Raw genomic sequence first — 26772 nt, forward strand, 5'->3', positions numbered from 1 at the left:
CCCATATCCCCCACATGCGACACAGCAAACAGCACCAGCCCAATGAGCCCGCCCACCACGGTGCCATTGATGCGGATGTACTGCAGATCCTTGCCAATGTTCAGCTCGATCAGCTGCGTCATCTCTTCAGTATCCCACCGCCGCACCGTGTCCTCGATGTGCTGCGCAATGAACGCCGACACATCCGGCGCCAGACCCTCCACCCAACGCTCCAGCCTGTCATTGAACGACTGCCGCAGCGCCGCGTCCCCCGCCAGCGACTCGCCCAGCCATAACCCCAGCTTGCCCACCTGCCGCGCCAGCACCGAGTTGGCATCGGCCAGGTCGCGTTGCAGAGCGCCGCGCAGATCCAACCACAAGGTCTGCACATAACCTGCCACCGTGGCGTCGGTCTGCAACCAGGTGCGGATCTCCTCGCCCTTGCGCTCCCATTCCGGGTCGCTGCGCAGGCGCTCGATAAAGCGCTGCACCGCCACATCAAACTGCGCACGCAATGCGTGCTGCGGGTCGGCGGCCACATCGGCCATCAGGCTCTCCAGCGCGTGGGCCAGCAGGGCCGAGCCCTTGTCGCCCAGCCAGTCGCTGGGCAGCAACTTCTCGGTGCGCGGGTGGTCCTTCTTGAGCCAGGCCACGATGGACTGCGCGACCCAGGTACGGGTTTGCTCGTTCTGCAACAGTTCGATGAGCTTGGCCAGCACGTCGTCCAGCAGCGCCTGGTGACGGCCGTTGTGCGTGAGGGTGTCGAGCACCGCGGCCAGGGCGCGCGACATGTCCACCTGCCCGATCAATGCGCGCGCCGCTTTCTGGATGAAACGTTCCACCTGCGCGTCCTGCACCGTCTCCAGCGCAGCCGATGCCAGGCGCGTGGCTTGGTGCCCCAGCAGCGCGGCGTTGCCGGTGGAAGTCAGCCACTGCGCCAGCCGCTCGGCCGGGTCGTGCCGGCGGATCAGCGACACGAGCGAAGGCACGTCCAGGAACTTGTCGCGCACAAAGGTGGCCAGGTTGCGGCCGATGCGCGCCTGGTTGCGCGCAATGACCGCAGTGTGCGGAATGGGCAGGCCCAGCGGGTGCCGGAACAGCGCCACCACCGCAAACCAGTCCGCCAGCGCACCCACCATGGCGGCCTCGGCCATGGCTTTCACGCAGTTGAGCAGGAGGCCGCGTTCGACCACGCTGGTGGCGATGAACACCGCCGTCACCAGCAGCAACAGTCCCAGCGCCTGCCGTTTGGCACGCCGCAGGGCGACGGTTGCGCTGTCAGTCTCTGGCTTCATCCGGGCAAGCCCGCCGACCTAGACCGCAACCCGTCAGGCCGCCGCCGCAATCTGGTCCAGCGCCTTTGACAAATGGCCCACGGTGCGGTCCACGTTGTGCCACTTCTCCAGGCCAAAAAGGCCGATGCGGAAGGTCTTGAAGTCAGGCCCCTCGTCGCACTGCAGCGGCACACCGGCGGCGGTCTGCAGGCCCACCTCCATGAACTTCTTGCCGTTCTGGATGCCAGGGTCGGTGGTGTAGCTCACCACCACGCCGGGCGCCTTGAAGCCGTCGGCCGCCACGCTGGGGAAGCCGCGCGATTCGAGCAGCGCCCGCACCTTGGCGCCCAATTCGATCTGTTCATCACGCACCTTGGCAAATCCATATTCACGCGTCTCGGCCATCACCTCGCGCAGGCGCACCAGCGCATCCGTGGGCATGGTGGTGTGGTACGCGTGCTGGCCCTTTTCGTAGCCCTCGGCAATCTGCATCCACTTCTTGAGGTCGCACGAGAAGCTGCTGCTCGTGGTGCCCTCGATGGCTTCGCGCGCACGCTCGGACAGCATCACCATGGCGCAGCAAGGCGATCCGCTCCAGCCCTTTTGTGGTGCGCTGATGAGCACATCCACGCCCGTGGCCTGCATGTCCACCCACATCGCGCCCGACGCCACGCAGTCCAGCACAAACAGCGCGCCCACCTCATGCGCAGCTGCCGTCAGCGTGCGGATGTAGTCGTCCGAAAGGATGATGCCGCTGGCCGTTTCCACATGGGGCGCAAACACCACCTTGGGCTTTTCGGCGCGGATGGTGGCGGCGACTTCCTCAGCCGGGCATGGTGCCCAGGGCGCCTGCGGGCCACTGCCCTGCTGGCGCGCCTTGCACACCACGGAACCACCACCCAGGCCCTTGTCGGCATCAAAGATCTGCGTCCAGCGGTAGCTGAACCAGCCGTTGCGCACGATGAGCACCTTTTCCTTGTTGGCAAACTGGCGCGCCACGGCCTCCATGCCGAAGGTGCCGCTGCCGGGCACCAGCACGGCGGTGTGGGCGTGGTAGACCTCTTTGAGCGTGCCCAGGATATCCTGCACCACGCCGGTGAAGCGCTTGGACATGTGGTTGAGCGCGCGGTCGGTGTAGACCACCGAAAATTCAAGCAAACCATCGGGGTCGATATCGGGCAAAAGGCCGGGCATAGAGGAGTCTCCGCGTGTGAAACTGAGGGAGGAAAAAGGGACGATCAGGTCAGCTTATCATGGCCCCGCGCCACCCCAAGGCCGCGCGCCATGCAGCAAAAACCCTTCCGATTCCTGCCCACCGCACTGCCCGGCATCGAAGCGATGCAGGCCGACTCCCGCCTCGTCTTCGGCAGGCACATGCACTTGCAGTTCGGCCTCGGCGTGATCGAGCGGGGTGCGCAGAAATCAGCCAGCGGCCGGGGCATTGTGGAATCGGGCCCAGGCGACACCATCACGGTCAACCCCGGCGAAGTCCACGATGGCGTGCCGCTGGACGAGCGTGGACGCGCCTGGCGCATGCTCTACCTGGAGCCCGCCCTGGTGGCGCCATTGGCGGCAGAGGTGCATCCGGGCCCGCTCGGCTCCGCCTTCGAATTCCATGCTCCGACGATGCGCGATGCGCGGCTGGCGGCCCAGGTACTGGCACTGTTCGACGCGGCCACCCACCGCCCCAATCACTCGGCCGCAACGATGCACGTGGAGGAATGCCTGCTGCGGGTGCTGGGCGGCCTGCTGCGGCCAAAGGGTCACCAACAATCCGCCGCGACCATCACCAGGGCTCGCACCATGATGGACGACGATCCCACCGCGCCCTGGAGTCTCGCGCAACTGGCCGATGCAGCAAGTTTGAGCCGCTACCAGCTCGTGCGCCAATTTGCCCAGGCCACGGGCCTCACGCCACACGCCTACCTGCTGCAGCGACGACTGCAGCTTGCACGTCACCTGATGGGTGCGGGTACGCCCCTGGCCGATGTCGCCGCAGCCAGTGGCTTTGCCGACCAAAGCCACCTGACGCGCCTGTTCACGCGCAGCTTTGGCATCACACCCGGCGCCTACGTTCGCGCACGCGGCTGACAGCCCGACCCCTGCAATTTTGTTCAAGACCGTTGTGCGGGGGTTGGCGGATGCTGCGGGCATCGCCACTTCACGCCGCCGCCGCGCGGCCTCTCGCCATGGGCATCGAATTTCTCATCACCTCTCTCATCGTGGTCGTCTCGCCGGGGCCAGGAACCCTGCTGACCGTGGCGGCCGGGCTCTCGGGCGGTGCGCGGGCCGCCGCCGTGACGGCGCTGGGCTGCACGCTCGGCATCGTGCCGCACCTGCTGGCGGCGATCACCGGGCTGGCCGCGCTCCTCAACGCCAGCGCCACGGCATTTGAAGTCCTGCGCTACGCGGGGGTCGCCTACCTGGTCTACATGGGCTGGGCCACGTGGCGCTCGCCCGCCACACTGGAGGTTCGCACTGACGCACCCGCACGCGCAGCCGGTGGGCGTATCGCGGAAGCCATGCTGATCAACCTGCTCAACCCCAAGCTGTCGCTGTTCTTCCTCACCTTTCTGCCGCAGTTCATCGCACCGGGTGAAGCGCAGCCCGCGTGGCGCATGGTCCAGCTCTCGCTGGTCTTCATGGCCATGACCTTTGTGGTGTTCTTGGGCTATGGCGTCTTTGCCGCCCGGTTTCGTGATCAGGTGCTGCAGCGCCCCGGCGCGCTGGTGTGGCTGCGCCGCGGCTTTGCGGCCGCGTTTGTCGGGCTCGGCGCAAAGCTCGCCCTGATGCACCGATAGGCACCACCGTGCCAGGTGCAGTGCTGCTTCACCAGGTATCGATGCAACGTGGACCCAGCGGCGCCACCTGCGCCGATGCCAACCCCCGCGCCAGCCAGGCCCGCGTGTCCGCCGGGTCGATCACCGCGTCGATCTCCAGCGTGGCGGCCATGTGCATCGCCTCGCCGTTGGCGTAGGACTTGGCAAGCAGCTTGGCAAACAGCGCGTCGCGCTCGGCGCCCTCGGGCAGCGCCTCCAGCTCCTTGCGAAAGCCCAGGCGTACTGCGCCTTCGAGCCCCATGGCGCCGAACTCGCCCGTGGGCCAGGCGACAGTGAAAACGGGCGCATGGAAGCCCCCGGCCGTCATGCCCATGGCGCCCAGGCCGTAACCCTTGCGCAGCACCACGCTGAAGGTGGGCACGCGCAGGCTGGCGGCGGTGACGAAAAGGCGGCTCACGTGGCGCACCTGGGCCGTGGCTTCGACCTCGGGGCCGACCATGAAGCCGGGCGTGTCCACCAGGCTCACGATGGGCAGGCCATGCGCGTTGCACAGCTGCATGAAGCGCGCGCCCTTGTCGGCCGCATCGGCGTCGATGGCGCCGCCCAGGTGCTGCGGGTTGTTGGCCAGCAGGCCCACGGGGCGGCCTTCGATGCGCGCGAGTGCGGTGTGGATGCCGGCACCGAAGCCGGTGCGCAGCAGCAGCAGGCTGCCGTCGTCCACCAGGCCCGCCATCGCCGTGCGAGTGTCGTACACGCGCAGGCGGTTCTCAGGCACCACGGCGCGCAGCAGGCGCTGGTCGGGTGCAGACCACTGCGATGCGCGGCCCTGGAAGAACGACAGGTAGTGGCGCGCGGCCTGCACCGCCCCGGCCTCGTCATCCACCAGCACGTCGATCACGCCGTTGGCATGCTGCACGCGGCTCGGGCCGATCTGCTCGGGCTTGAAGACGCCCAGCCCGCCACCTTCGATCATGGCCGGGCCGCCCATGCCGATGTTGCTGCCGCGCGTGGCGATGATCACGTCGCTGCAACCCAGCAGCGCCGCGTTGCCCGCAAAGCAGCGCCCGGCGGCGATGCCGATGACCGGCACCTGGCCCGACAGCGCCGCGTAGCTCGCAAACGTGTGCACATGCAGCCCCGCCACCACGGGCATGTCGGTGTCGCCCGGGCGCCCGCCGCCGCCCTCGGCGAACAACACCACCGGCAGCTTCTGCGCCAGCGCGATGCCGAGCATGCGGTCGGTCTTGGCGTGGTTGCGTGCGCCCTGGGTGCCCGCGAGCACGGTGGCGTCGTAAGACATGACCACGGTGCGGGACTTCTCGTCGCCAAACAGTGCGCCATTGATGCCGCCAATGCCCGTGACCATGCCGTCGGCGGGTGTGTTGGCGATGAGGTCTTCCTTGCTGCGGCGTCGGGCCTGCGCGGCGATGGCGAGGGCACCATATTCGATGAAGCTGCCGTCGTCGCACAGGTCGGCGATGTTCTCGCGCGCGGAGCGGCCACCTTGGGCGTGGCGCTTGGCCATGGCGTCGGGGCGCGCCGCGTCGAGTGTGAAGGCGTGGCGGTCGATCACGCGTTGCAGGTCGGCGCGGATGTGGTCCGGGTCATGTACCGTACCGCCCTGCACTTCGACATCGGCCCCCTCATCTACCGCGTCCAGCACCAGCAGCGGCTGCCCCTGCGCGACGTAGCCACCGGCCACGGCCAGCAGCGCGCCGACGCGGCCCGCGTGTGGGGCCAGCAGCACATGCTCCATCTTCATGGCTTCAAGCACGGCCAGCTCGGCGCCTGCGGCGACCACGTCGCCCTCGGCCACGCTCAGTTGCACCAGGCGGGCGGGCATGGGGGCCAGCACGGCGCCTTCGGGTGCAGACATTGAGAAATTTGAGTCTTTTTGGCCGCTAGCGCTTGATGGATAAGCGCTAGCAGCTATTTTTTCGGAAGCATTCAGCAATGCCGGCAAAACGGTTTCCAGCCAGCGCGTGTGCACCTGCTGGCTCTCCATTTCGGGCCGTGCGGCCAGGGCCTGCAGCAGCGCGAGGTTGGTGGCTACACCGTCGATGCGGCACTCGGCCAGCGCGCGCTGCGAGCGGCGCAGCGCATCGGCAAAACGCGGGCTGCGCGTGTGCACGATGAGCTTGGCCAGCAGCGTGTCGTAGTGCGGCGACGGCGTGGCGCCTGCTGCGCCGTGCGTGTCCACGCGCACGCCGGGGCCTGCGGGCAGGTCAAAGCGGCTGAGCGTGCCGCTGCCGGGGGTGGCGTTGCCCTGTGCGTCCAGCGTCTCGGCGTTGATGCGCCACTGCACGGCAAAGCCCAACACGGCGGGCGGTGCGGCAGGGTCGAGGCCGATGTCCTGCAACGTGCGGCCTGCGGCCAGCGCGATCTGCGCCTGCACCAGGTCCACGCCGGTGACCTCTTCGGTGATGGTGTGCTCCACCTGCAGGCGCGGGTTGCATTCGATGAACACAAACGGCAAGTCGCTGGAGGCCAGGTCCACCAGAAACTCAAACGTGCCCAGGCCCTCGTAGGCCACGGCCCGCGCCATCGACAAGGCAGCGGTGGTGATCCGCTCGCGCAGCGCTGCGGGCAGCGAAGGGCTGGGCGCGATCTCCACCACCTTCTGAAAGCGCCGCTGCAGCGTACATTCGCGCTCGCCCAGGGCGATCACCTCGCGCCCGTCGCCCAGCACCTGCACTTCGATGTGGCGGGCGTTGCTCATCAGGCGCTCGACGTACACGCCGTCCACACCAAAGGCTGCCTGCGCCTCGCTGCGGCAGCGCGCGTAGGCAGCGGGCAAGTCATCGGCCGACGCCACCGCGCGCATGCCGCGCCCGCCGCCGCCCCCGATGGCCTTGATCACGATGCCGGCATGGGCGTGCTGCGCGAAGAAGGCCTGGGCCTCCTCCAGTGACACCGCCGTCTGCGTGCCGGGCATCAGCGGCACGCCCTGCTGCTGCGCCAGCGCACGGGCCTGCGCCTTGTCGCCGAACAACGCGAGCTGCGCAGGCGTGGGGCCGATGAAGCGCAGCCCCGCTTCGTCGCAGGCCCCGGCAAAGTCGGCCCGCTCGCTCAAGAAGCCGTAGCCCGGGTGCACGGCATCGCAGCCCTGCGCCTTCGCAATGGCGATGAGGCGCGCACCGTCCAGGTACGCCGCCGGGCCGGTGGCGCCCAGCGCCACGGCCGCACTGGCTGCGTGGACATGGGGGCTGGTGGCGTCATCGTCGGCATACACGGCCACGCTGGCAATGCCCAGGTCGTGCAGGGCGCGCACAGTGCGCAGTGCGATTTCGCCCCGGTTGGCAACCAGCACTTTGGTGAACAGAACAGAAGATGGCATGGGGAAGTCGCTCTATTTTTTATAGCTGCCAGCGCATATTCAACTAGCACCGGCAGCCAATTTTTCACTCATTCAAGCAATATCACGCAGCAGGCGGCGCAGCACCTTGCCCGCGCCCGTGGCGGGCAGTGCGTCGATGAAACGCACCTCGCGCGGGGCTTTGTAGGGCGCCATGTTCTCGCGGCACCAGGCCACCAGGCCGGCGGCGTCCACCTCCTGGCCGGACTTCTTGACGATGAAGGCGCGCACCACCTCACCCTTTTCCGCATCGGGCACGCCAATCACGGCGGCCTGGGCCACGGCGGGGTGCTTGATGAGCAGGGTCTCGACCTCTTCGGGGAACACGCTGTAGCCCGACACCTTGATCATTTCCTTGAAACGACCGATGAAGGTGACATAGCCGTCCACATCGATCTTGCCCATGTCGCCGGTGTAGACCCAGCCATCCCGCAGCGTCTTGGCCGTGGCCTCGGGCTTGTTCCAGTAGCCCTTGAAGTTGCCGGGGCCGTGGATGGTGATCTCGCCCACCTCGCCAGCAGCCAGCGGCGCGCCGGTGTCGGGGTCGACGATGCGCAGGGTGTTGCCCGGCACGGGCTTGCCCTGGGTGCCCCAGCGGATCGCGTCCACCGGCATGGCGGTGTCCACGGTGTGGGTTTCCGACAGGCCATAGGCCGCCTCGTGCGCAATGCAGTTCGGCGCGAACTGCTGCCACTGCTGGGCCAGCGCCTCTGTGAAGGTGATGCCAAAGCTGGTGACTGGGTTGCGGCGCAGCGCGCTCCAGTCCATCTCGCGTGCGCCGGGCACCTGCATGAGCGCGCCGTTCATGGGCGCGATGCTGTACCACCAGGTCACGCGGTGGCGCTCCAGCGCCTGGGCCACGCCCAGTGGGTCAAAGCGGTACAGCAGCACGGCGGTGGCGCCGGTGTACACGGGCAGGTTCACGCCCATCACCATGCCGGCGATGTGGTACAGCGGCGCCACCGCCAGCAGCGTTTCGTGCGGTGTCATGCCATTGCAGTCCGCCGATGCAGCGGTCTTGAAGGTGGCGTTGCCGTAGCTCAGCATCGCGCCCTTCGGCAACCCGGTGGTGCCCGAGGTGTAGGTCATGAGCGAGATGTCATCCATCGACAAGGCCACGGGCGCAGGCCGCGCACCGGTGCGGGTGGCGGCCAGGAAGTCTTCGCAGCCCGCAGGCACCGGCGCCATGGCGGCGCGCATGGCCAGCAGCTCGGCGGGTACGTCGATGCTGGGCGTGCCCTCGGGTAGCAGCTCGGCATAGCGCACCACAAACACCTGCTGCAGCGCAGTCTTGGCGCGCACCTTGTCCACCACGGGCAGCAGCACATCGGCCGCGACGATCACCCGCGCCTGCAGGTCGGTGAGCTGGTATTCCAGCTCGTGCTCCTTGTTCAGCGGCCCGCAGGGGCAGACGATGGCGCCGATCTTCTGGATGCCGTAGTGCGCCATCACGTACTGGGGGCAGTTGTTCATGAACAGGGCGACGGGTTCGCCCTTCTGCACTCCCAGCGCCTGCAGGCGCGCGGCGAACGCGTCGCTGGCCGCGTCGAGCTGCGCCCAGGTGAGGGGCTGGCCGTACCAGAGGTAGGCGATGCGGTCGGGCGTTTCGCGCGCGTGGCGGCGCAGGTGTTCGTGCAGCGGCAGCTGCGGTGCGGCAGAGGGCATGGCGTTGTCTCCGAGGTGTCTGGAATCGCTGGTTCTTGGGGTTTTTGCTAGGTGCTCGCACCCGCCAGCGTCTTGCCAATATATACCGCTTGGTAGAACAATGCTACCCATGGGTATAAATCAACCGTCGCGCAAAGGACACCGATGAACCAGCAGCCCCCCGTGCAGGCCAGCGGGCGCCAGAAGGCCGCCACGGCCGGGTCGGACGAGAAGCGCGAACGCATCCTGCGCGCAGCCGAGGCGCTGTTCGATGCGCAGGGCTACGCCAACACCACCATCGAGCAGATCGTGCAGCAGCTGGGCGTGACCAAGCCCTTTGTGTATTACTACTTCCGCAACAAGCAGGAGATCTTCGAGACGCTGTCGTGGGCGCCTGCTGTGGCGTGTTTCACCGCGATGGACTTTGCGGCGGACGATGACCGGCCTGCGCATGTGAAGGTAACGGAAGGCATCGAGCGGCTGATCCGCGCCACGCTGGAGCACCATCCCTCGGCCTTCTTCCCCTACCGCGAGCCGCAGGTGTACCGGCCCGAGTACCTGGCGGCGCAAAAGGACCTGGCGAACCACTTCTACGACCGGCTGTGCACGCTGCTGGAGCAGGGCCGCAAGGACGGTATGTTCGATTTCAACGACACCAAGATCACGGCCCTGGCTGCCTGCAGCCTGCCCGGCTTTCTCTACAACTGGTACCGCCCTGACGGCCGCCTGTCGCAAGACGAGGTGGCGCAGGAGCTGGCGCAGCTGGCCTGGCGTGTGCTGGGGCTGCGGCGAACCCGCAAGCGCAACCCAGCCTGACGCGCACCGCAGCACCGCTACACCAAGCACAACAACCACCGGAGACAAAACCCATGAAGACCGTGTTCCTCACCCCCCTGGCCGCTGCGGCGGCCCTGCTGATCGGCACGGCCGCCAGCGCGCAAGAGACCTTCAAGGTCGCCTACATCGACCCGCTGTCAGGCCCCTTTGCCAACGTGGGCGAGCTAATGCTCACGCACACGCAGTACGCCATCGAGGACATCAACGCCAAGGGCGGCGTGCTCAAGGGCACCAAGCTGCAGCTGCTGCAGTTCGACAGCAAGCTCTCGGCCCAGGAGAGCCAGAGCGCGCTGCAGGCCGCCATCGACCAGGGCGCCAAGGCCATCGTGACGGGCGGCTCGGGCTCCTCCGTGGTCACGGCGCTGGTGCAGGCGGCCGCGCGCCACAACCAGCGCAACCCGGGCAAGGAGATCCTGGTGCTGAACCACTCCTCCATCGACCCCGAGCTGACGGGCAAGGCCTGCAGCTTCTGGCACTTCCAGTTCGAGGCCAACACGGCCATGAAGATGAAGGCCATTGCCAACTACATCAAGAAGCAGCCGGACATCAAGAAGGTGTACCTGCTGAACCAGGACTACGCGCATGGCAAACAGTGGGCGCACTACGGCCGCGAGATGGTGGGTCTGGCGCGGCCGGATATCCAGTTCGTGGGCGAGGCACTGCACCCCATCGGCCGGGTGAAAGACTTTGCGCCCTACGTCGCCAAGGTCAAGAGCAGCGAGGCCGACTCGGTCATCACCGGCAACTGGGGTCAGGACATGACGCTGCTGCTGAAGGCCGCGGGCGATGCGGGCTACAACCTGCGCTACTTCAACCACAGCGCGGGCTCCATCCCGGGCACGGTGCTGGCGGTGTCGCAGGCCAAGCAAGGCCAGCTGACCTGGGTGGCCGAATGGCACCCCGGCCAGGCCGACACCCCCAAGGTGGATGCACTGGCCAAGGCCTACAAGGCCAAGACGGGCAAGGATTTCCTCGCGCCGCGCATCGAGATGACGCCCCGCTTCCTGGCGGCCGCCATCAACAAGGCCCAGTCCACCGACCCGGTGAAGGTGGCGCGCGCGCTGGAAGACCTGACGCTGGAATCGGTGGTGGGCCCGGTGCGCATGCGCGGCGAAGACCACCAGCTGCTGCTGCCCCAGGTGGTCAACACCATCGCGCCGGTGGACGGCAAGGCCGTGAAGGTGGGCTGGGAAGGCACGAACTATGGCTTTCGCACCGATGCCGCCTACACCGGCAATGAGCTGGCGCAAGGCACGGACTGCAAGATGAACAGACCGTAGCCCCCCTGAGTCGCCTTCGGCGCCTTCCCCCTCGGGGGGACGACGCCCTCGCTGCGGGGCGGCCCTTGCTCGGCGTCCCTGACCTAGGCAGCGCCCATTTCGCCGGCCGAGGGCATTGCAGCCGCAGGGGATGCCAACGCGACTAATATGGCCGGCCATTCATTGACCCGACCCACAAGGACCGCGCCCATGCCCGACTTTCGCAGCGACACCGTCACCCAGCCCACGCCCGCCATGCGCGAGGCCATGTTCAAGGCCCCGCTGGGCGACGACGTGTTTGCCGACGATCCGTCGGTGAACGCACTGCAGGACCATGCCGCCGAGCTGCTGGGTTTTGAGGCCGCGCTGTTCGCCCCCTCGGGCACGCAGACCAACCTGATCGCACTGTGGGGCCACTGCCAGCGCGGCGACGAGGCCATCGTGGGCCAGAGCTGGCACACCTATCGCTGGGAGGCAGGCGGCATGGCCGTGCTGGGCTCCATCCAGCCCCAGCCGGTCGAGACCCAGCCTGACGGCACCCTGCGCGTGGCCGACATCGCGGCAGCCATCAAACCGGACGACCCGCACTTTGCGCGCACCCGCCTGGTGGTGCTGGAGAACACGACCGGCGGCCAGGTGCTGCCGCCCGCCTACATCGCCGAGGTGGCCCAACTGGCGCGCAGCCGGGGGTTGGCGATGCACCTGGACGGCGCACGCATGTTCAACGCTGCCACGGCCAATGCCGCGCGCAACGGCACCGATGTGTATGCGGAAGCGCGCGCGCTGTGCAGCCACTTTGATTCCGCATCGCTGTGCCTGAGCAAGGGCCTGGGCGCGCCCGTGGGCTCGCTGGTGCTGGGCTCGCGCGACTTCATCCGGCAGGCGCGCCGCACCCGCAAGATCCTGGGCGGTGGCATGCGGCAGGCGGGTGTCCTGGCGGCTGCCGGCCACTACGCGCTGCAGCACCATGTGCGGCGCCTGGCGGAAGACCACGCCCGCCTGGACCGGCTGGCCCAAGGGCTGGCCGAGGCCAACCGCAGCCACCCCGTGCTGCAGGGCAAGCTCACCGTGCTGCCGTGGCAGACCAACATCCTCTTCACCGACCTGCACGCGGAGGTGGCACCAGCCTTCACCGCCTGGCTGGCGCAGCACGGCGTGCGCGTGACCAGCAGCCTGTATGGCGGCGCCACCCGGCTGCGCTGGGTGACGCACCTGGATGTGAGCGAGGCGGATGTGACGGCGGCGCTGGACTGCGTGGCGCGCTTCACGCTGCCGGGCTGAACCCGCTCAGGCGGCGGGATAGGTCCGTCCACCAAACACGCCGGTGCCCACGCGCACCAGCGTGCTGCCTGCCTGAATGGCGGCCTCCAGATCGGCCGTCATGCCGAGGGACAGGGTGTCAAACTGCCCCAGGCCTGGCTCTCCCACTGCCGATATCTCGTCAAATAGCCTTCTGGCGCTAGTGTGGATTGCCAATTGCGCTTCAAATTCAGGAGCATGGTCCGGAATGCTCATGAGTCCTCGCACCACCAGCCGTGGCAGTTTTGCGACAGCGCGCACCAGGTCCAGGGCTTCGGACGGGGCCACGCCCGACTTGGTGGGCCCACCGTCGATGTTGACCTGGATACATACCTGTAGCGGCGGCAGGTGATCGGGCCTCTGGGCCGACAGGCGCTCGGCGATCTTGAGCCGGTCCACCGTGTGCACCCAGTCAAAGTGCTCGGCCACCAGGCGGGTCTTGTTGCTCTGGATAGGGCCAATGCAGTGCCACTGCAGCGCCACGCCGGGCAAGGCAGCCCGCACGGCGGCAATCTTGTCCACGCCCTCCTGGATGTAGTTCTCGCCAAAGGCGCGGTGGCCTGCGGCCACCGCCTCCAGCACTGCATCGGCGCCAAAGGTCTTGGAAACGGCCAGCAGGCCCACCTGGCCCGGGTCGCGCCCGGCAGTCCGGCACGCCTGGGCGATCCGGCCCATAACCTGTTGGAGGTTGTTAGCAATCGTGGTCATAATGTTTGGCAAGCGTACCAAACGATAGAGGGACTCCGTGGACATTACCCAATTGCTCGCGTTCAGCGTGAAGAACAAGGCCTCCGACCTGCACCTCTCCGCCGGTCTGCCGCCCATGATCCGGGTCCACGGCGACGTGCGGCGTATCAACGTCGATGCGCTGGACCACAAGACGGTGCATGCCATGGTGTACGACATCATGAGCGACGCGCAGCGCAAGACGTATGAAGAGTTCCTGGAGGTGGACTTTTCCTTCGAGATCGAAGGCCTGGCCCGCTTCCGCGTCAACGCCTTCAACCAGAACCGGGGCGCGGCCGCCGTGTTCCGGACGATTCCGAGCAAGATCCTGACGCTGGAACAGCTCAACGCCCCCAAGATCTTCGGCGACCTGGCCTTGAAGCCACGGGGCCTGGTGCTGGTGACCGGCCCCACGGGCTCGGGCAAGTCCACCACGCTGGCCGCCATGGTCAACTACCTCAACGAATCCGAATACGGCCACATCCTCACGGTGGAAGATCCGATCGAGTTCGTGCACGAATCCAAGAAGTGCCTGATCAACCAGCGCGAAGTGGGGCCGATGACGCTGTCGTTTGCGGCGGCGCTCAAATCTGCACTGCGCGAAGACCCGGACGCGATCCTGGTGGGCGAAATGCGCGACCTGGAAACCATCCGCCTGGCCATGACGGCCGCAGAAACGGGCCACTTGGTGTTTGGCACGCTGCACACCTCGAGCGCCGCCAAGACCATTGACCGGATCATCGACGTATTCCCCGCCGAAGAAAAGGAAATGGTGCGCGCGATGTTGTCCGAATCGCTGCAGGCCGTGATCTCGCAAACGCTGTGCAAGACCAAGGACGGCTCCGGCCGCGTGGCGGCGCACGAGATCATGCTGGGCACCAGCGCCATCCGCAACCTGATCCGCGAGGCCAAGGTGGCGCAGATGTACTCCACCATCCAGACCAGCAACAGCGTGGGCATGCAGACGCTGGACCAGAACCTGACCGACCTCGTGCGCCGCAACATCATCAGTCCGGCCGAAGCACGCAGCAAGGCCAAGATCCCCGAGAACTTCCCCGGCTGAGCCCCCGACAGCACACCCCCATGAACGACTTTGCGGCCCCTGCAGGCGCCGCATACCGGAGCGCGATATGAAAGGCATTTTGAGCCTTCTGAAAATGAAAGCCCGCAGCGGCAAGCCATCGGACGACCACACGGATTCCGTGTTGTTTTCCACCGCGTTTGCGGGCCAGGGTGTGGACGACTCCATGCTGGTGCCCTGGGAGGCGCGCGCCGTGGAAGTGGGCGCCAAGCGCCTGCCTACCAGCCGGGGCGGCAAACTGCTGCAAGGCCTGTGGGCCAAGGACAAGTACATGGCGCACCTGGACAAGGACGCCGTGGAGCGCATGGAGCGCTTTTTTGAATTTGCGGCCGTCCCGTCCAATCGCGACGTGATTCGCCAGGATGAGTACGGCAACTTCATGGTGGTGCTGCTCACCGGCACCATCGCCGTGGACCGCGTGCAGCCTTGGGGCGAACAATTGCGTCTGGCCGAGACACGCCCTGGGGACATCCTGGGCGAGATGTCGCTGCTGGACAGCGGCATCCGCTTTTCGGCCTGCACCACGCTGACCGACTGCGAGATCGCCGTGCTCTCCGCCGAGGCCATGGACGACATGATGACCAAGGATCCGCAACTGGCCGCCAGCCTGATTGCCCTGCTGGCGCGCAAGCTGTCGCTGCGCCTGCGCGTGGTGAGCGCACGCCTGAGCGACAACCAGAAATGATGCACCTATCCACGACACAAGATCGTCCGGCAGACGACCACCCCCGGGAGAACTTCTGATGGAACGCGATCAGGCCAGTAAATTCATCAATGACCTGCTCAAGCTGATGGTGAGCCGCAACGGCAGCGACTTGTTCATCACGGCAGAGTTTCCACCCGCCATCAAGGTCGATGGCAAGGTGACCAAGGTGTCGCCGCAACCCCTCACGTCCAACCACACGCTCACGCTGGCGCGCGCCATCATGAGCGACAAGCAGGTGGCGGACTTCGAGCGCACCAAGGAGTGCAACTTCGCCATCTCACCCGCTGGCATCGGGCGCTTCCGCGTCAACGCTTTCATCCAGCAGGGCAAGGTCGGCATGGTGCTGCGGACCATTCCGCTCACGCTGCCCACCATCGACGGCCTGGGTGTGCCGCAGGTGCTCAAGGAAGTCACGATGACCAAACGCGGCCTGTGCATCCTGGTGGGTGCCACGGGCTCGGGCAAGTCCACCACGCTGGCCGCCATGGTGGACTGGCGCAACGAGAACTCGTTCGGCCACATCATCACGGTGGAAGACCCCATCGAATTTGTGCACCCGCACAAGAACTGCGTGGTGACGCAGCGTGAAGTGGGCCTGGATACCGACAGCTGGGAAGCAGCGCTGAAGAACACGCTGCGGCAGGCGCCCGACGTGATCCTGATGGGCGAAATCCGCGACCGCGAGACCATGGAACATGCGGTGGCGTTTGCCGAAACCGGGCACTTGTGCCTGGCCACGCTGCACGCCAACAGCGCCAACCAGGCGCTGGACCGGATCATCAACTTCTTCCCCGAAGAGCGCCGTGCCCAGTTGTTGATGGACCTGTCGCTCAACCTGCGCGCCATGGTGTCGCAGCGCCTGATCCCCAAGCAGGACGGCAAGGGCCGCGCCGCAGCGGTGGAGGTGATGCTCAACACCCCACTGATCTCCGACCTGATCTTCAAGGGCGAGGTCTCCGAGATCAAGGAGATCATGAAGAAGAGCCGCAACCTGGGCATGCAGACCTTCGACCAGGCGCTGTTCGATGCCTACGAGGCCAATGTCATCAGCTACGAAGACGCGCTGCGCAATGCCGACTCGCTCAACGACTTGCGCCTGCAGATCAAGCTCAACAGCCAGCGCGCCAAGTCACCCGACCTGGCACAGGGCACCGAGCATTTCGCGATCGTTTGACCCCAGAGCCAGGTCCACCACCTTCGCGCAGCTTCACCCGCCCTCCTGGGCGGGTTTTCGTTTTCACGCATACTTTTGCATCATCTTGCCGTCACACCATGCCAAGCACTAACCCCCGCAACTACGACACCACCCCCTCCCGCAAAGTCGCCTTTCTGGGCCTGGGCGTGATGGGCTATCCCATGGCAGGCCACCTGGCGCTGGCTGGTCATGAAGTCACTGTGTACAACCGGACCGCTACCAAATCCGTAGCGTGGTGCGCAGAGTATGCGGGCACCAAGGCCCCCCAGCATGCAGCCACGCCCCGCGAGGCGGCGGCAGGCGCCGACATCGTGTTCTGCTGTGTGGGCAATGACGATGACCTGCGCTCGGTCACCCTGGGTGCGAACGGTGCCTTCGCAGGCATGAAGCCCGGCGCGATTTTTGTGGACCACACCACGGCCTCGGCCGAGGTGGCCCGCGAGCTGTATGCGGCCGCCCAGGCGCTCGGCCTGCAGTTTGTGGATGCGCCCGTGTCCGGCGGCCAAGCCGGCGCTCAGAACGGCCTGCTGACCGTGATGTGCGGTGGCGATGCCGCAGCCTTCGAGGCTGCTCAGCCCGTGGCCATGGCGTTCTCGCGCGCCTTCACGCTGCTGGGTGCCAGCGGCTCGGGCCAGTTGGCCAAGATGGTCAACCAGATCTGCATCGCCGGGCTGGTGCAGGCCCTGTCGGAAGCCGTGGCGTTTGGCCAGAACGCCGGGCTGGACATGAAGCAGGTGCTGGAAGTGATCGGCAAGGGCGCTGCCCAGAGCTGGCAGATGGACAACCGTGGCAAGACCATGGTGGACGGCAAGTTCGACTTTGGTTTTGCCGTGGACTGGATGCGCAAGGACCTGGGACTGGTGCTGGACGAAGCCAAGCGCAACGGATCACGCGTGCCCGTGACGGCACTGGTGGACCAGTTCTATGCCGATGTGCAGAAGATGGGCGGCAACCGCTGGGATACGTCCAGCCTGATTCAGCGCTTGAAGTAACCCCCTCAGCCGCCTGCGGTGTCTACCCTGACAAAGGGCAGACCCGGCGGTCGGGCAAAGCGGGCGTGGTCACAGCCTCACCCCCGGGGTGCAACGCCGGCGACGTGTGGCAGCGTTGCGGAGCCCCAGCGCTGCGCTGCAAGAAAAATGTCCCAGACCACGCGCTGCGGTCTGGGACATTGACCCTCCGGTCTGAACCCCGTCCTCAGCCGCCGGCCGGCTTGGTGTCCGTGGTGACCGGCGCAGGCTGCGGCGCGATGCGGCGCAGCTCTTCCTCCGAAACGATCTCGAACACACGCACCACCTTGCGCACGTCACTCACGCCCCGGGCGATGTCCGTGGCACGGTTGGCCTCGCGCTGCGAGACACGGCCCATCAGATAGACGATGTTGCGCTCGGTCACCACCTTGAAGGAGTTGGCCGAGATGTCCTGCGCGTCCACCAGGCTCGCACGCACCTTACCGGTGATGAAGGTGTCCGTGGACCGCTGGCTCAGGGTGGAGCTGGGCATCACGGCCAGATCGTTGACTACGGAGCGCACGTTCTCCACCTGCGACACCATCTGCTCCACCGCCTGGCGGTCCTGGGCCGTGGCGACTTCACCGGTCAGCAGGGCCTGGCGGTTGTAGCTGGTCACGTTGACATGGGCCCGGTCGCCCAGGGCTTCGCGGATGCGGTTGGCCGCGCGCAGCTCAATGCCTTCGTCTTCGATCTGGGTACCGGCCGTGCGGCGGTCCACCGCCATCACGCCGCCGACCACAGCGCCGCCCACGATCAGGGGCGCGCAGGCCGATAGTGCGGCGGCCAGTGTGGCAGCAGCCAGGGCAGTGCCCACCACGCGGCGGGTGCGGTTCAGGGTTGTCGGGTTCATAGTGGGATCTCCTGTTCACCAAGTAACTGTGCGTCCACGCCGTCGCTGATGCAATGCAGTACCAGCGTGTGGACTTCGCGCACGCGTGCCGCACGGTCGTGTGGCACGCTGATCAAGACATCGGTCTCCCTCAGCATGGCGGCCAGTTTGCCGCCGGTGCGGCCCGCCAACACCACCACGGTCATGTCGCGCTCGTGCGCGGCCTCGGCGGCGGCCAGCAGGTTGGGGTCGTTGCCGTGCACCGTCAGGGCCAGCAGCACATCGCCCGCCTGGCCCAGCGCGCGCACCTGGCGCGCAAACTGCTGGGTGGCATCGTTGCTGCCCGCAGCCGCCGTGAGCAGGGTGTTGTCGGATGTGAGCGCCAGCGCGGCCAGCTCGGGACGTTCGCGTTCGAAGCCCGCCACGCAAAAGGCGGCAAACTGCTGCGCTTCGGCGGCGGACGGGCCGTTGCCACAGGCCAGCACCTTGCCGCCGCTGGTCACGCAGGCCAGCACCGCCTGTACGGCAGCGGCAATGGGGTGGCTCAGGGTCTGCGCGGCCTGGTACTTCAGGTCGGCGCTGTCGATGAAATGCTGTTGGATGCGTTGCTCAAGCATGAGGGCCCGATGATACCCGCCGCGTGTTACAGCTTTTGTAGCAAAGGGTAGCCACCTGCATTGCGCTGGCGACCGGTACGGCGCCCGCCGCTACTGCGCATCGAACGCCGCCTTGAGCCACTGCACCCCCTCCTCCACCAGCACCACGTCAAAACGGCAGGGCGGTGGCGACGGCAAGCGCATCAGGTAGTGCCGCGCGGCAAAGATGATGCGCTGCTGCTTGGTCGCGCTGATGCTGGCACCTGCGCCGCCAAAGCCGCCATGCGCGCGGCTGCGCACCTCCACAAACACCAGGGTGCCATCCCGGTCACGCATCACCAGATCAATCTCGCCCCCGCCGCGTCCGGGCGTCCGATAATTGCGCACCGCCAGTTGCAGTCCCGCTGCCTGCAGATGGACCAATGCCTGGTCCTCGGCAGCGTTGCCCCGCTCACGCGTGGTGGCTTTTTTGGCAGCCCCCGGGGTGGCAAGGGCCGGTGGTCTTTTTCCAAGGAAATTCATTGAGCGCATCTTTCGCTTCAGCCCAGAGCGCGGCGCACGACGCCGCCGCTGCGCAGCATTATCCGCAGGGCGCGCTGTACGTGGTGGCCACGCCCATCGGCAACCTGGCCGACATCACCTTGCGCGCACTGCATGTGCTGCAACTGGCCGACACGGTGGCCTGCGAAGACACGCGCCATACGCAGTCGATGCTGCGCGCCTACGGCATCGACAAGGGCGCCAGCCAGCTGCTGGCTGTGCACCAGCACAACGAGGCCGAAGCCGCGCAGAACGTGGTGCACCGGCTGCAGCAGGGCCAGCGCGTGGCCTATGTGAGCGACGCAGGCACCCCCGGCGTGAGCGACCCCGGCGCACGTCTGGTGGCTGCCGTGCAGGCAGCGGGCCTGCGTGCCGTGCCACTGCCGGGCGCCAGCAGCATCACCACCGCATTGAGCGTGGCCGGTGCCGTGGCCCACAGCACCGAACACGGCGGCTTTGTGTTTGCAGGATTCCTGCCCGTCAAGAACGCGGAGCGTGCCAACGTGATCGCCCAGCAACTGACCCAGGAGCCCCGGTGCGTGGTGCTGCTCGAAGCGCCCCACCGCATCGGCGAGCTGGCCCAGGCCCTGGCAGTATTGGGCGAGCGCCCCGTCACCCTGGCGCGCGAGCTGACCAAACAGTTTGAAGAAGTCACCACCCAGCCCGCGCAGGCGCTGACGGCGTGGCTGGATGGGTCGCCCCAGCGCTCGCGCGGCGAATTCGTGGTGCTGCTGCACCCGGTCCCTGTGGTCAGCGACGCGGGCGACAGCCACCGCGTGCTGCGCCTGTTGCTGGCCGAGCTGCCCCTGAAGACCGCCGTGCGCCTGGCCGCCGAGATCACGGGCGCATCGCGCAACGTGCTGTACGACACCGCGCTGGAGTGGAAGCGCGGGGATGGCGTACAGGACTGACTCCAGATGCTCCCGGGCAGTGTTTGCGATGATTTGTGGCGGTAGCGCTAGTGCAATATGCCGTATCAGCTATTCAATTGATAGCAAACTGGATGGCATGACTACCGCGAAACCGCCAGGCCCGCAGCCACCCCGCCGAACAGATCACCCTCCACTTGCGGAGTTGCCGGGAAGGCCGTGCGCAGTGCCTGGCGCAGGGGCCGCAATGCCGACGAGCCCCCGGTCAGGTAGATCGCATCCACCCCCCCATCGCCCAGTCCCGCCATCTGCAGGCAGTCGCGCGCGCAGGCCACCACCTGTTCCAGCGGCTGCGCCAGGGACTGCGCCAATCCGGGCGGCGTGATGGCGGCGCCGAGCCCAGCCTCGACCCAGTCCAGCGGCATGGGCGCCTCGGCATCGGCCAGAGAAGCCGCGATCTTGGCCTGCTCCACCGTGTTGGCCAGGCGGTGGCCCAGCCGCTCGTTCAACACCCGCATCAGCCGGGCATGCAGCGCGGCATCGGCATAGTCGGTGCGCAGGTTCTGCGCATCACGCAGTGCACGCGGCGAATACAGCCACTGGATCAGGTGCCAGGTCGAGAGGTCGAAAAACACGCGGCTGGGCACCTCGCGCCCCGACGGACCGATGTGGCGAAAGCCCAGCAGCGGCATGAGCAGGTCCAGGCTCAGGCGCCGGTCAAAGTCCGTGCCACCGATGTGCACGCCAGTGGTGGCCAGCACATCGCTGCTGCGGTCCGCGCGGGCCATGCGCTCGGGGCCCAGGCGTACCACCGTGAAGTCCGACGTACCGCCGCCAATGTCCACCACCAGCACCAGCGACTCCCGGTCGATGCGCTGCTCGTAGTCCAGCGCGGCCGCAATGGGCTCGAACTGGAAGCTCACGTTCTCGAACCCTGCAGACAGCGCGGCCTGGCGCAGCGCGTCCTCGGCCTGCTGATCGCGCTCGGCATCGCCGTCCACAAAATGCACCGGCCGCCCCATCACCACCCGCCCGGGCATGCCACCGAGTTCGTCGCGGGCCTTCTGCGCCAGCATCCGCAAGAAGAGGCCGATGATGTCCTGGTAGCTGACCAGCTGGTTGTGCACTGCGGTTTTGTCCTGCAGCAGCGCACTGCCCAGCAGGCTCTTGAGCGAGCGCATCAGCCGCCCTTCCGTGCCCGCGAGGTACTGCGCCACCGCATCGCGCCCAAAGTGCGTGCGCTGGTCTTCGGCGTTGAAGAACAGCGCCGTGGGCAGCGTGTGTGCATCCCCCTCCAGCGCCACCATCCGCGACAGGCCCGCGCCCTGCCGCACCGCCATCGCGGAGTTGGAAGTGCCGAAGTCGATACCAAGGGTGGTGTCCTGCAGAAGGGGCATGGGGAACGTGGGGAGAAACAACAAGGAACGCAATGCGCGGTACGGGCGGCAACCAGCACCAAGGCAACGCGGGATTTCGGCATGCGCACCTGCCCAGCTGGGTGTGGCCCTGCTTCGGCAGTACGAAATTGAAAAAGCCCTTGATTCTTGCAAATCAAGGGCTTTTGTTTGGTGGCCTGGGGCGGAATCGAACCACCGACACAAGGATTTTCAATCCTCTGCTCTACCGACTGAGCTACCGGGCCTGAGCCTCAAATTATAGCCAGAAAAATCAGCGCTTCCGGCAAAAAGCACAAATTAATTGATCAGCCGCGTTTGCCGCGCCCCAGATCCACGCCCAACTGGCGCAGCTTGCGGTACAGGTGGGTGCGCTCCAGGCCCGTCTTTTCGGCCACGCGCGTCATGGAGCCGCCTTCGCGGGCCAGGTGAAACTCGAAGTAGGCTTTCTCGAAACCATCGCGCGCTTCGCGCAGGGGGCGATCCAGGTCAAACCCCTGGTGGGCGTGGGGGCCGGGGTCCACCCCCGCCATCACCGCAGAAACGGCAGGCAGCTGCGAGAACGTCGGATCGGCCGGAGCGGCAGCGGGTGCGGACACAGCAGCCACGGGTGCAGCCTGGTGGGCCGCGTTGCGGGCCAGGCCCTGCTCCACGGCCTTGAGCAGCTTTTGCAGGGTGATGGGTTTTTCGAGGAACGAGAAAGCGCCGATGCGCGTGGCCTCCACCGCCGTGTCGATGGTGGCGTGGCCGCTCATCATGATGACTGGCATGGTGAGCACGCCCGCAGTCGCCCACTCTTTGAGCAACGAGACGCCGTCGGTGTCGGGCATCCAGATGTCCAGCAGCACCAGGTCATAGCTGTTGCCTGCCCGGGCGGCTCGGGCCTGGGTCGCATTTTCTGCGAGGTCTACGCTGTGACCTTCGTCGTTCAGGATTTCCGACAGCAGATCACGAATGCCGAGCTCATCGTCGACCACCAGAATGTTTGCCATGTGTGTTGAAGCGCCTTGGGGAGGTACTGCGGGGCGGTGTTGTTATGACGCCACCGCTGGTTCAGGGGCGAATGATAACGACACTTGGGCGCCGCGCACCACGCCTTCTTCGGTGCGATTGGACAGTTCGATGCGCGCTCCGTGCTCATCTGCGATCTTTTTGACGACGGCCAAACCCAGTCCGGTGCCACGCGGTTTGGTGGTGACATAGGGTTCGAAAGCGCGCTGCAGGATGTGGGACGGAAAGCCCCCGCCGCTGTCCGACACCGTGAGCCGCACACGGCGTGACGATTCGCTCCAGCGGGTGCTGATGCGCACCGGCGGCACGGGCTCGGAGGCCCCGGCGCGGGCCTGCTCGGTCGAGTCCTGAGCGTTCTGCAGCAGGTTGTGTACGACCTGGCGCAACTGCTGCGCATCGCCCGCAATCCAGGGGCAGCGCGGGTCCAGCTCGGCTTCTACAGGCACGGTGGCGTTTTCTGCCCCATACAAATGGAGCACGTCGGCGACCAGGGCATTGAGGTCCAGCGCATGCAGTTCGGCGGCAGGCAAGCGTGCGTAATCGCGGAACTCGTTGACCAGTCGCTTCATCGCATCGACCTGGTCCACGATGGTCTTGACGGACTTGGCGAGGATGGCTTGTTCAGGGTCCGGCAGCTTGCCCGACAGCTTCATTTCAAGGCGCTCGGCCGACAGCTGGATGGGGGTCAGCGGGTTCTTGATTTCATGCGCCAGCCGGCGCGCTACCTCGCCCCAGGCCTGCGCACGCTGGGCCGAAACGATCTCCGAAATGTCGTCAAAAACCAACAGTCGGGTGGCATCGGGCAGCTCTGCGCCCCGCGCAACCAGGCTGGTGGCGTGTTGTCCGGCGCCGCCGGAGGAGGCATGCAGCTCGAACGGCTGCTGCCAATGGTCCAGGCCATGGCGTTCATGGTCCCCCAAAAACGCATCGAAATGGCCCTGGACCGACGCGGCAAACTCCGCGAGGCCCGGCACTTCGGACAGCGGCCGCCCCTCATAAGCGGCCATGGGAGCGCGCAGGATGCGGGTGGCGCCCGGGTTGGACGAACGGATCAGTCCCTGCGCATCCAGCACGATGACACCCGCCGTAAGGTTGTCCAGAATGGTCTGCAGGTTGGCGCGGGAGGCATCGACCTCGCCCATGCTCTGCTCCACCGCCTGGCGCGCGTCTGCCAGTTGCTGGGTCATGAGCGCGAACGAGCGCGTCAGCCCACCCAACTCATCTTTGCTTTGCAGCGCGGCCTTGGGACTCAGATTGCCCGCAGCCACCTCGCGCACCCCCTCTGCAAGCACCAACAAAGGCCGCGCCAGCTGGTTGCCCAGCAGCACCGCCAGCAGCACAGCGCCGAACACCGCCAGGAACAGACTCAGCGTGAGCGTGCCCACATACATGCGCCGCAGCCCGCCCCGGGCCAGCGCACGCTCCTGGTATTCACGATTGGCCTCCTGCACGGCGATGGCGTTGGCCACCAAGGCCGGCGGCAGGGGCAAGGTGGCCTGCAGATAGCGCGGCTCCATCAACAGGCCCACGCTGGGGCTGCTGACCAGGGCCAACACCTTGACCCGCGCGTTCTGCGCCGCAGCCGGGTCGGCAATGTCGTCCAGCCCTTCGATCTGCGCCGTGGCGCGCTGCTGGCGCGCCGTGCGCAGCAAGGCAGCGCCGGGCCGCTCGGGGTTGAGACTGAAGCGCGACTGTCCCGCGCTGGCCACCGCCTGACCGGACGCGTTCCAGAGCACCACGTCGGTCGCGCCGAGCTGGTCGCGAATACGCTCCAGCACCAGGCCTGCAGCGGCATCGGGCACCTGGGCCACCTGGGCGCTGGCATTGCGGGTCTTGGCGGCCATGTCCGTGGCCAACGAGTCCAGCGACACGCGGGCCAGGTTGACGCCCGCAGACAGAGCACCCTCCACCTTCACGTCGAACCAGCTTTCGATGGAGCGCGTGACGAACTGGTAGGACACCACATAGATCAGCAGCCCCGGCATGAGCCCCACCAGCGCAAAAATGGCTGCGAGCTTGACCAGCAGGCGGCTGCCAAAGCGCCCCTTGCGCAGGCGCAAGCCCAGGCGCACCGCCACCCAGCCCAGCACCAGCAGCAGCAGCAGCGCTACAAACACGTTGACGCCGAAGAGCCAGGCGTAGTTGCGCTCGTACAGCACACGGTTGTTGGTGGCCAGCGTCAGCAAGAACAGCAGTACCAGACCGATGGCCGACATGATGGCAGCGCCCACGCCCACGGCCCAGCGCACTGCGCGGGACTGGCGGGCGGTGGCGTGGGTCGATGCCGAAACGCCGGTGGATGGGGGGGACGTGCTCACTTGACTGGCTCTGCGCCCAGGCGCTGGCTGCGGGACACCAGCAGGTTCCAGCCCGACCGGCCGACCGCGCCGATCTGGAAAGGACGGGGCAGCTGGGACATGTCGAGGCGGAAGCGGAAGTTCACCGTATGCACGGCATCGGACTCGATCACATCGCGTTCGGCGATCTTCCAACGTGAAAAACGCTGAATCGACGACAAGGCATCGGCGTAATTGTCAAAATTCTGACCCAGCACCACGCCCAGCCCGCTGTTGGTGAAAGGCGTGGAGGAGATGTTGAGGCGCCAACGGCGGGTGAGCGGCTGGTAGCTCAGGCGAAAGTACCGGGTGGTCTCGGCCACCTGCCGGTCGGACCAGTACCAGCGGTCGCGCAGCACCTGGGCGTCGGCCACAAAGAACATGGGAATGCCTTTTTGCAAGGCGTCTTCGGCCAGCTCGGGCAGTTCAAATTGCAGGTTGGCACTCAGGTACAGACCGTCGTCCCCGCGTTCGAGGCGCAGGTCACCCACCTCGGAGGAGGCCGCCTGTGCGGCTACGGCCTGCGGCACCCAGCAGAGCACCGTCCCCCAAAACAGCACAAACCATGCGCACACCAGCCACCAGCGCATGCTCCGGGGCTCATTGCGCCGATTTTTGCAACAGTGCGTAAAAAAAGCCGTCGTGGTCACCGGTCAGATTGTCCGGGACAGCCCCGACCTTGTCCGCGTTGCCGGGAATTAAATGCCCCGGCGACGGCAGCATTTGCGCATCGGTGTTGTGTGCAAGAAACGTTTGCACCTGGGCATCACCCTCTGCCCGGAAGACGGAACAAGTGCAATACAGCAGGCGCCCGCCGGGACGCAACAGCGGCCACAGGGCCTTGAGCAGGGCCGCCTGCAGGGTTGCCAGCTGGGCAATGTCGGATTCACGGCGCAGCCAGCGCACGTCCGGATGGCGACGCACAATGCCGGACGCGGTGCACGGAGCGTCAAGCAGGATGGCGTCGAACGGCACGCCGCCGCACTGCGACTGCCACCAGTCTTGCGGGCGGGCAGCATCGGCCACCAGGACCTGGGCCGTCAGCCCCAGGCGCTGCAGGGTTTCACCAATGCGGACGCTGCGTGTGGCATCGATTTCCAGCGCCGTGACCTGCAAGGGAGACTGCGGACCCGCCATCTCCAGCAAGTGCGCCGTCTTGCCGCCGGGGGCGGCGCAGGCGTCGAGCACGCGCAAGGGCTGACTCAGATCCAGCCCTTGCAGCAGCAAAGGAGCCGCCTGCTGGGCGGCGGCGTCCTGCACGGACACCCAGCCCTCCGCAAAGTGTGGCAGCGACTGAACGGGCACCGCCTGACGCAGCGCGACGCCATGCTGGCCCACCGCAATCGCTCCTAAACCAATAGCATCCAAGGCATGTAAATACTGCGCTACCGTGCATTTTTGTTCGTTGACCCGCAACACCATGGGTGCGTGGGCATTGTTGGCCTGCAGGATCTGCTCCCAGTGCTGGGGGTGGTCCTTGCGCAGGCGCTGCACCCACCACGCCGGATGGTTCCAGCGCGCCACGGGATCGTTGTCGGTGGCGGCCACCAGGGCGTCGCGCTCGCGCAGAAAACGGCGCAGGCAGCCGTTGATGAACGAGGCCTGCGCGCGGGTGGCCGGGTGGTGCTTGGCCGCCTCCACCGCCTGGTTCACCAGGGTGAAGGGTTCGTAGGGCGAGGCCTGCGGGTCCCAGCACAGCGCCAGCGCGCTGCACAGCAGCGCATCGGCGGCGGGTGCGGGGGCACGGGTGGCCAGCTGTCGGCGCAGGGCCTCGGCCCGTCCGGCCTGGCGCAATACCTGGAACAACAGGGCCTGCGCGCCAGGGCGCAGCGCGATCTCTACGGCAGCCAGCGCTGCCGTGCCGGACTGCCCACCCCGGATCGCCTGCAAGGCGCCAGCCACCGCTGTCAGCAACCGCCACAGAGGAACCGTCGTGGCACTCGACGAAGCCGCCCTATCGGGTGAGACCGCAGCAGAACCCGCCTGCGGAGACTGCTGGCCGGAGCTTGCGCGCACGGGACGCGGCGCGTTGCCACCGGTGCGGCGGGG

23 protein-coding genes and 1 tRNA gene are annotated in these 26772 nt (G+C 66.7%); 10 read left to right on the plus strand and 14 right to left on the minus strand.

The annotated features are described in order from the left end of the window. On the minus strand, positions 1 to 1274 hold a 1274-nt coding region (locus tag DBR23_RS09380; protein WP_108498062.1), incomplete at its 3' end, for a DUF445 domain-containing protein. A 33-nt stretch (positions 1275 to 1307) separates the two neighbouring features. Continuing rightward, positions 1308 to 2447 (minus strand): aminotransferase class V-fold PLP-dependent enzyme, encoded by a 1140-nt coding sequence (locus DBR23_RS09385; protein ID WP_108498063.1) that lies wholly within the window; start codon positions 2445 to 2447, stop codon positions 1308 to 1310. A 90-nt stretch (positions 2448 to 2537) separates the two neighbouring features. On the opposite strand from DBR23_RS09385, the gene DBR23_RS09390 reads away from it, so the two are divergent. Both DBR23_RS09390 and DBR23_RS09395 read left to right on the plus strand, forming a co-directional pair. Next, a complete protein-coding gene (locus tag DBR23_RS09390) occupies positions 2538 to 3344 on the plus strand; it encodes an AraC family transcriptional regulator (protein ID WP_108498064.1) in 807 nt (268 codons plus the stop codon). A gap of 98 nt (positions 3345 to 3442) precedes the next feature. Next, positions 3443 to 4054 (plus strand): LysE family translocator, encoded by a 612-nt coding sequence (locus DBR23_RS09395; RefSeq protein ID WP_108498077.1) that lies wholly within the window; start codon positions 3443 to 3445, stop codon positions 4052 to 4054. Between the two features lie 28 nt (positions 4055 to 4082). Here the strand turns inward: DBR23_RS09395 and DBR23_RS09400 are convergent, their stop codons facing one another. Both DBR23_RS09400 and DBR23_RS09405 read right to left on the minus strand, forming a co-directional pair. Next, the gene (locus DBR23_RS09400) at positions 4083 to 7355 is read right to left on the minus strand and encodes a carboxyl transferase domain-containing protein (protein ID WP_108498078.1); all 3273 of its coding nucleotides are present in this window, start codon (positions 7353 to 7355) and stop codon (positions 4083 to 4085) included. Between the two features lie 87 nt (positions 7356 to 7442). After that, complete coding sequence (locus tag DBR23_RS09405) at positions 7443 to 9053, minus strand: AMP-binding protein (protein WP_108498065.1); 1611 nt, start codon at positions 9051 to 9053, stop codon at positions 7443 to 7445. Between the two features lie 144 nt (positions 9054 to 9197). Between DBR23_RS09405 and DBR23_RS09410 the strand changes: the two genes are divergently transcribed. The 3 genes from DBR23_RS09410 to ltaE all read left to right on the plus strand — a co-directional run bounded on the left by DBR23_RS09410 (position 9198) and on the right by ltaE (position 12409). Continuing rightward, positions 9198 to 9848, plus strand: coding sequence for a TetR/AcrR family transcriptional regulator (locus tag DBR23_RS09410; protein ID WP_108498066.1), 651 nt, complete (start codon positions 9198 to 9200; stop codon positions 9846 to 9848). A gap of 53 nt (positions 9849 to 9901) precedes the next feature. Next, positions 9902 to 11149 (plus strand): branched-chain amino acid ABC transporter substrate-binding protein, encoded by a 1248-nt coding sequence (locus DBR23_RS09415; protein ID WP_108498067.1) that lies wholly within the window; start codon positions 9902 to 9904, stop codon positions 11147 to 11149. 189 nt (positions 11150 to 11338) lie between these two features. Further along, positions 11339 to 12409, plus strand: a complete 1071-nt coding sequence (gene ltaE / locus DBR23_RS09420) for a low-specificity L-threonine aldolase (protein WP_108498068.1) — start codon at positions 11339 to 11341, stop codon at positions 12407 to 12409. Positions 12410 to 12415: 6 nt separating this feature from the next. Here ltaE and DBR23_RS09425 read toward each other — a convergent pair whose 3' ends face one another. After that, positions 12416 to 13135 (minus strand): YggS family pyridoxal phosphate-dependent enzyme, encoded by a 720-nt coding sequence (locus tag DBR23_RS09425; RefSeq protein WP_108498069.1) that lies wholly within the window; start codon positions 13133 to 13135, stop codon positions 12416 to 12418. A gap of 37 nt (positions 13136 to 13172) precedes the next feature. Between DBR23_RS09425 and DBR23_RS09430 the strand changes: the two genes are divergently transcribed. The 4 genes from DBR23_RS09430 to DBR23_RS09445 all read left to right on the plus strand — a co-directional run bounded on the left by DBR23_RS09430 (position 13173) and on the right by DBR23_RS09445 (position 17127). After that, entirely contained in the window at positions 13173 to 14216 is a 1044-nt protein-coding gene (locus DBR23_RS09430) for a type IV pilus twitching motility protein PilT (protein WP_015012257.1), read from the plus strand. Between the two features lie 67 nt (positions 14217 to 14283). Then, complete coding sequence (locus DBR23_RS09435) at positions 14284 to 14919, plus strand: Crp/Fnr family transcriptional regulator (protein ID WP_015012256.1); 636 nt, start codon at positions 14284 to 14286, stop codon at positions 14917 to 14919. Between the two features lie 58 nt (positions 14920 to 14977). Further along, entirely contained in the window at positions 14978 to 16114 is a 1137-nt protein-coding gene (locus tag DBR23_RS09440) for a PilT/PilU family type 4a pilus ATPase (protein ID WP_056059906.1), read from the plus strand. Positions 16115 to 16212: 98 nt separating this feature from the next. Continuing rightward, a complete protein-coding gene (locus tag DBR23_RS09445) occupies positions 16213 to 17127 on the plus strand; it encodes an NAD(P)-dependent oxidoreductase (RefSeq protein WP_108498070.1) in 915 nt (304 codons plus the stop codon). 205 nt (positions 17128 to 17332) lie between these two features. Here the strand turns inward: DBR23_RS09445 and DBR23_RS09450 are convergent, their stop codons facing one another. The 3 genes from DBR23_RS09450 to DBR23_RS09460 all read right to left on the minus strand — a co-directional run bounded on the left by DBR23_RS09450 (position 17333) and on the right by DBR23_RS09460 (position 19095). Next, positions 17333 to 17998 (minus strand): BON domain-containing protein, encoded by a 666-nt coding sequence (locus DBR23_RS09450; protein ID WP_108498071.1) that lies wholly within the window; start codon positions 17996 to 17998, stop codon positions 17333 to 17335. After that, positions 17995 to 18594, minus strand: a complete 600-nt coding sequence (locus DBR23_RS09455) for an SIS domain-containing protein (protein WP_056059914.1) — start codon at positions 18592 to 18594, stop codon at positions 17995 to 17997. The genes DBR23_RS09450 and DBR23_RS09455 overlap by 4 nt, the downstream gene beginning before the upstream one ends. Positions 18595 to 18684: 90 nt before the next feature. After that, positions 18685 to 19095 (minus strand): YraN family protein, encoded by a 411-nt coding sequence (locus DBR23_RS09460; RefSeq protein WP_108498072.1) that lies wholly within the window; start codon positions 19093 to 19095, stop codon positions 18685 to 18687. On the opposite strand from DBR23_RS09460, the gene rsmI reads away from it, so the two are divergent. Beyond that, the gene (rsmI, locus tag DBR23_RS09465) at positions 19095 to 20024 is read left to right on the plus strand and encodes a 16S rRNA (cytidine(1402)-2'-O)-methyltransferase (protein ID WP_108498073.1); all 930 of its coding nucleotides are present in this window, start codon (positions 19095 to 19097) and stop codon (positions 20022 to 20024) included. The genes DBR23_RS09460 and rsmI overlap by 1 nt on opposite strands. A 101-nt stretch (positions 20025 to 20125) precedes the next feature. On the opposite strand, the gene DBR23_RS09470 is transcribed toward rsmI, so the two are convergent. The 6 genes from DBR23_RS09470 to rsmB all read right to left on the minus strand — a co-directional run bounded on the left by DBR23_RS09470 (position 20126) and on the right by rsmB (position 26646). Beyond that, positions 20126 to 21379 carry an Hsp70 family protein gene (locus tag DBR23_RS09470; RefSeq protein ID WP_108498074.1) on the minus strand — a complete coding sequence of 418 codons (1254 nt, stop codon included), beginning with the start codon at positions 21377 to 21379 and terminating at the stop codon, positions 20126 to 20128. 169 nt (positions 21380 to 21548) lie between these two features. After that, positions 21549 to 21624 (minus strand) — tRNA-Phe (locus tag DBR23_RS09475). Positions 21625 to 21684: 60 nt separating this feature from the next. Beyond that, the gene (locus DBR23_RS09480) at positions 21685 to 22368 is read right to left on the minus strand and encodes a response regulator (RefSeq protein WP_060986598.1); all 684 of its coding nucleotides are present in this window, start codon (positions 22366 to 22368) and stop codon (positions 21685 to 21687) included. Positions 22369 to 22410: 42 nt separating this feature from the next. Beyond that, a complete protein-coding gene (locus tag DBR23_RS09485; protein ID WP_108498075.1) occupies positions 22411 to 24705 on the minus strand; it encodes an ATP-binding protein in 2295 nt (764 codons plus the stop codon). Then, the gene (locus tag DBR23_RS09490) at positions 24702 to 25313 is read right to left on the minus strand and encodes a DUF4390 domain-containing protein (protein ID WP_108498076.1); all 612 of its coding nucleotides are present in this window, start codon (positions 25311 to 25313) and stop codon (positions 24702 to 24704) included. The genes DBR23_RS09485 and DBR23_RS09490 overlap by 4 nt, the downstream gene beginning before the upstream one ends. Positions 25314 to 25323: 10 nt before the next feature. Further along, positions 25324 to 26646, minus strand: coding sequence for a 16S rRNA (cytosine(967)-C(5))-methyltransferase RsmB (gene rsmB, locus DBR23_RS09495; RefSeq protein WP_108498079.1), 1323 nt, complete (start codon positions 26644 to 26646; stop codon positions 25324 to 25326). Positions 26647 to 26772: the final 126 nt, after the last annotated feature.

This window comes from Acidovorax sp. HMWF018 (assembly GCF_003061035.1).
GTDB lineage: Bacteria > Pseudomonadota > Gammaproteobacteria > Burkholderiales > Burkholderiaceae_C > Acidovorax > Acidovorax delafieldii.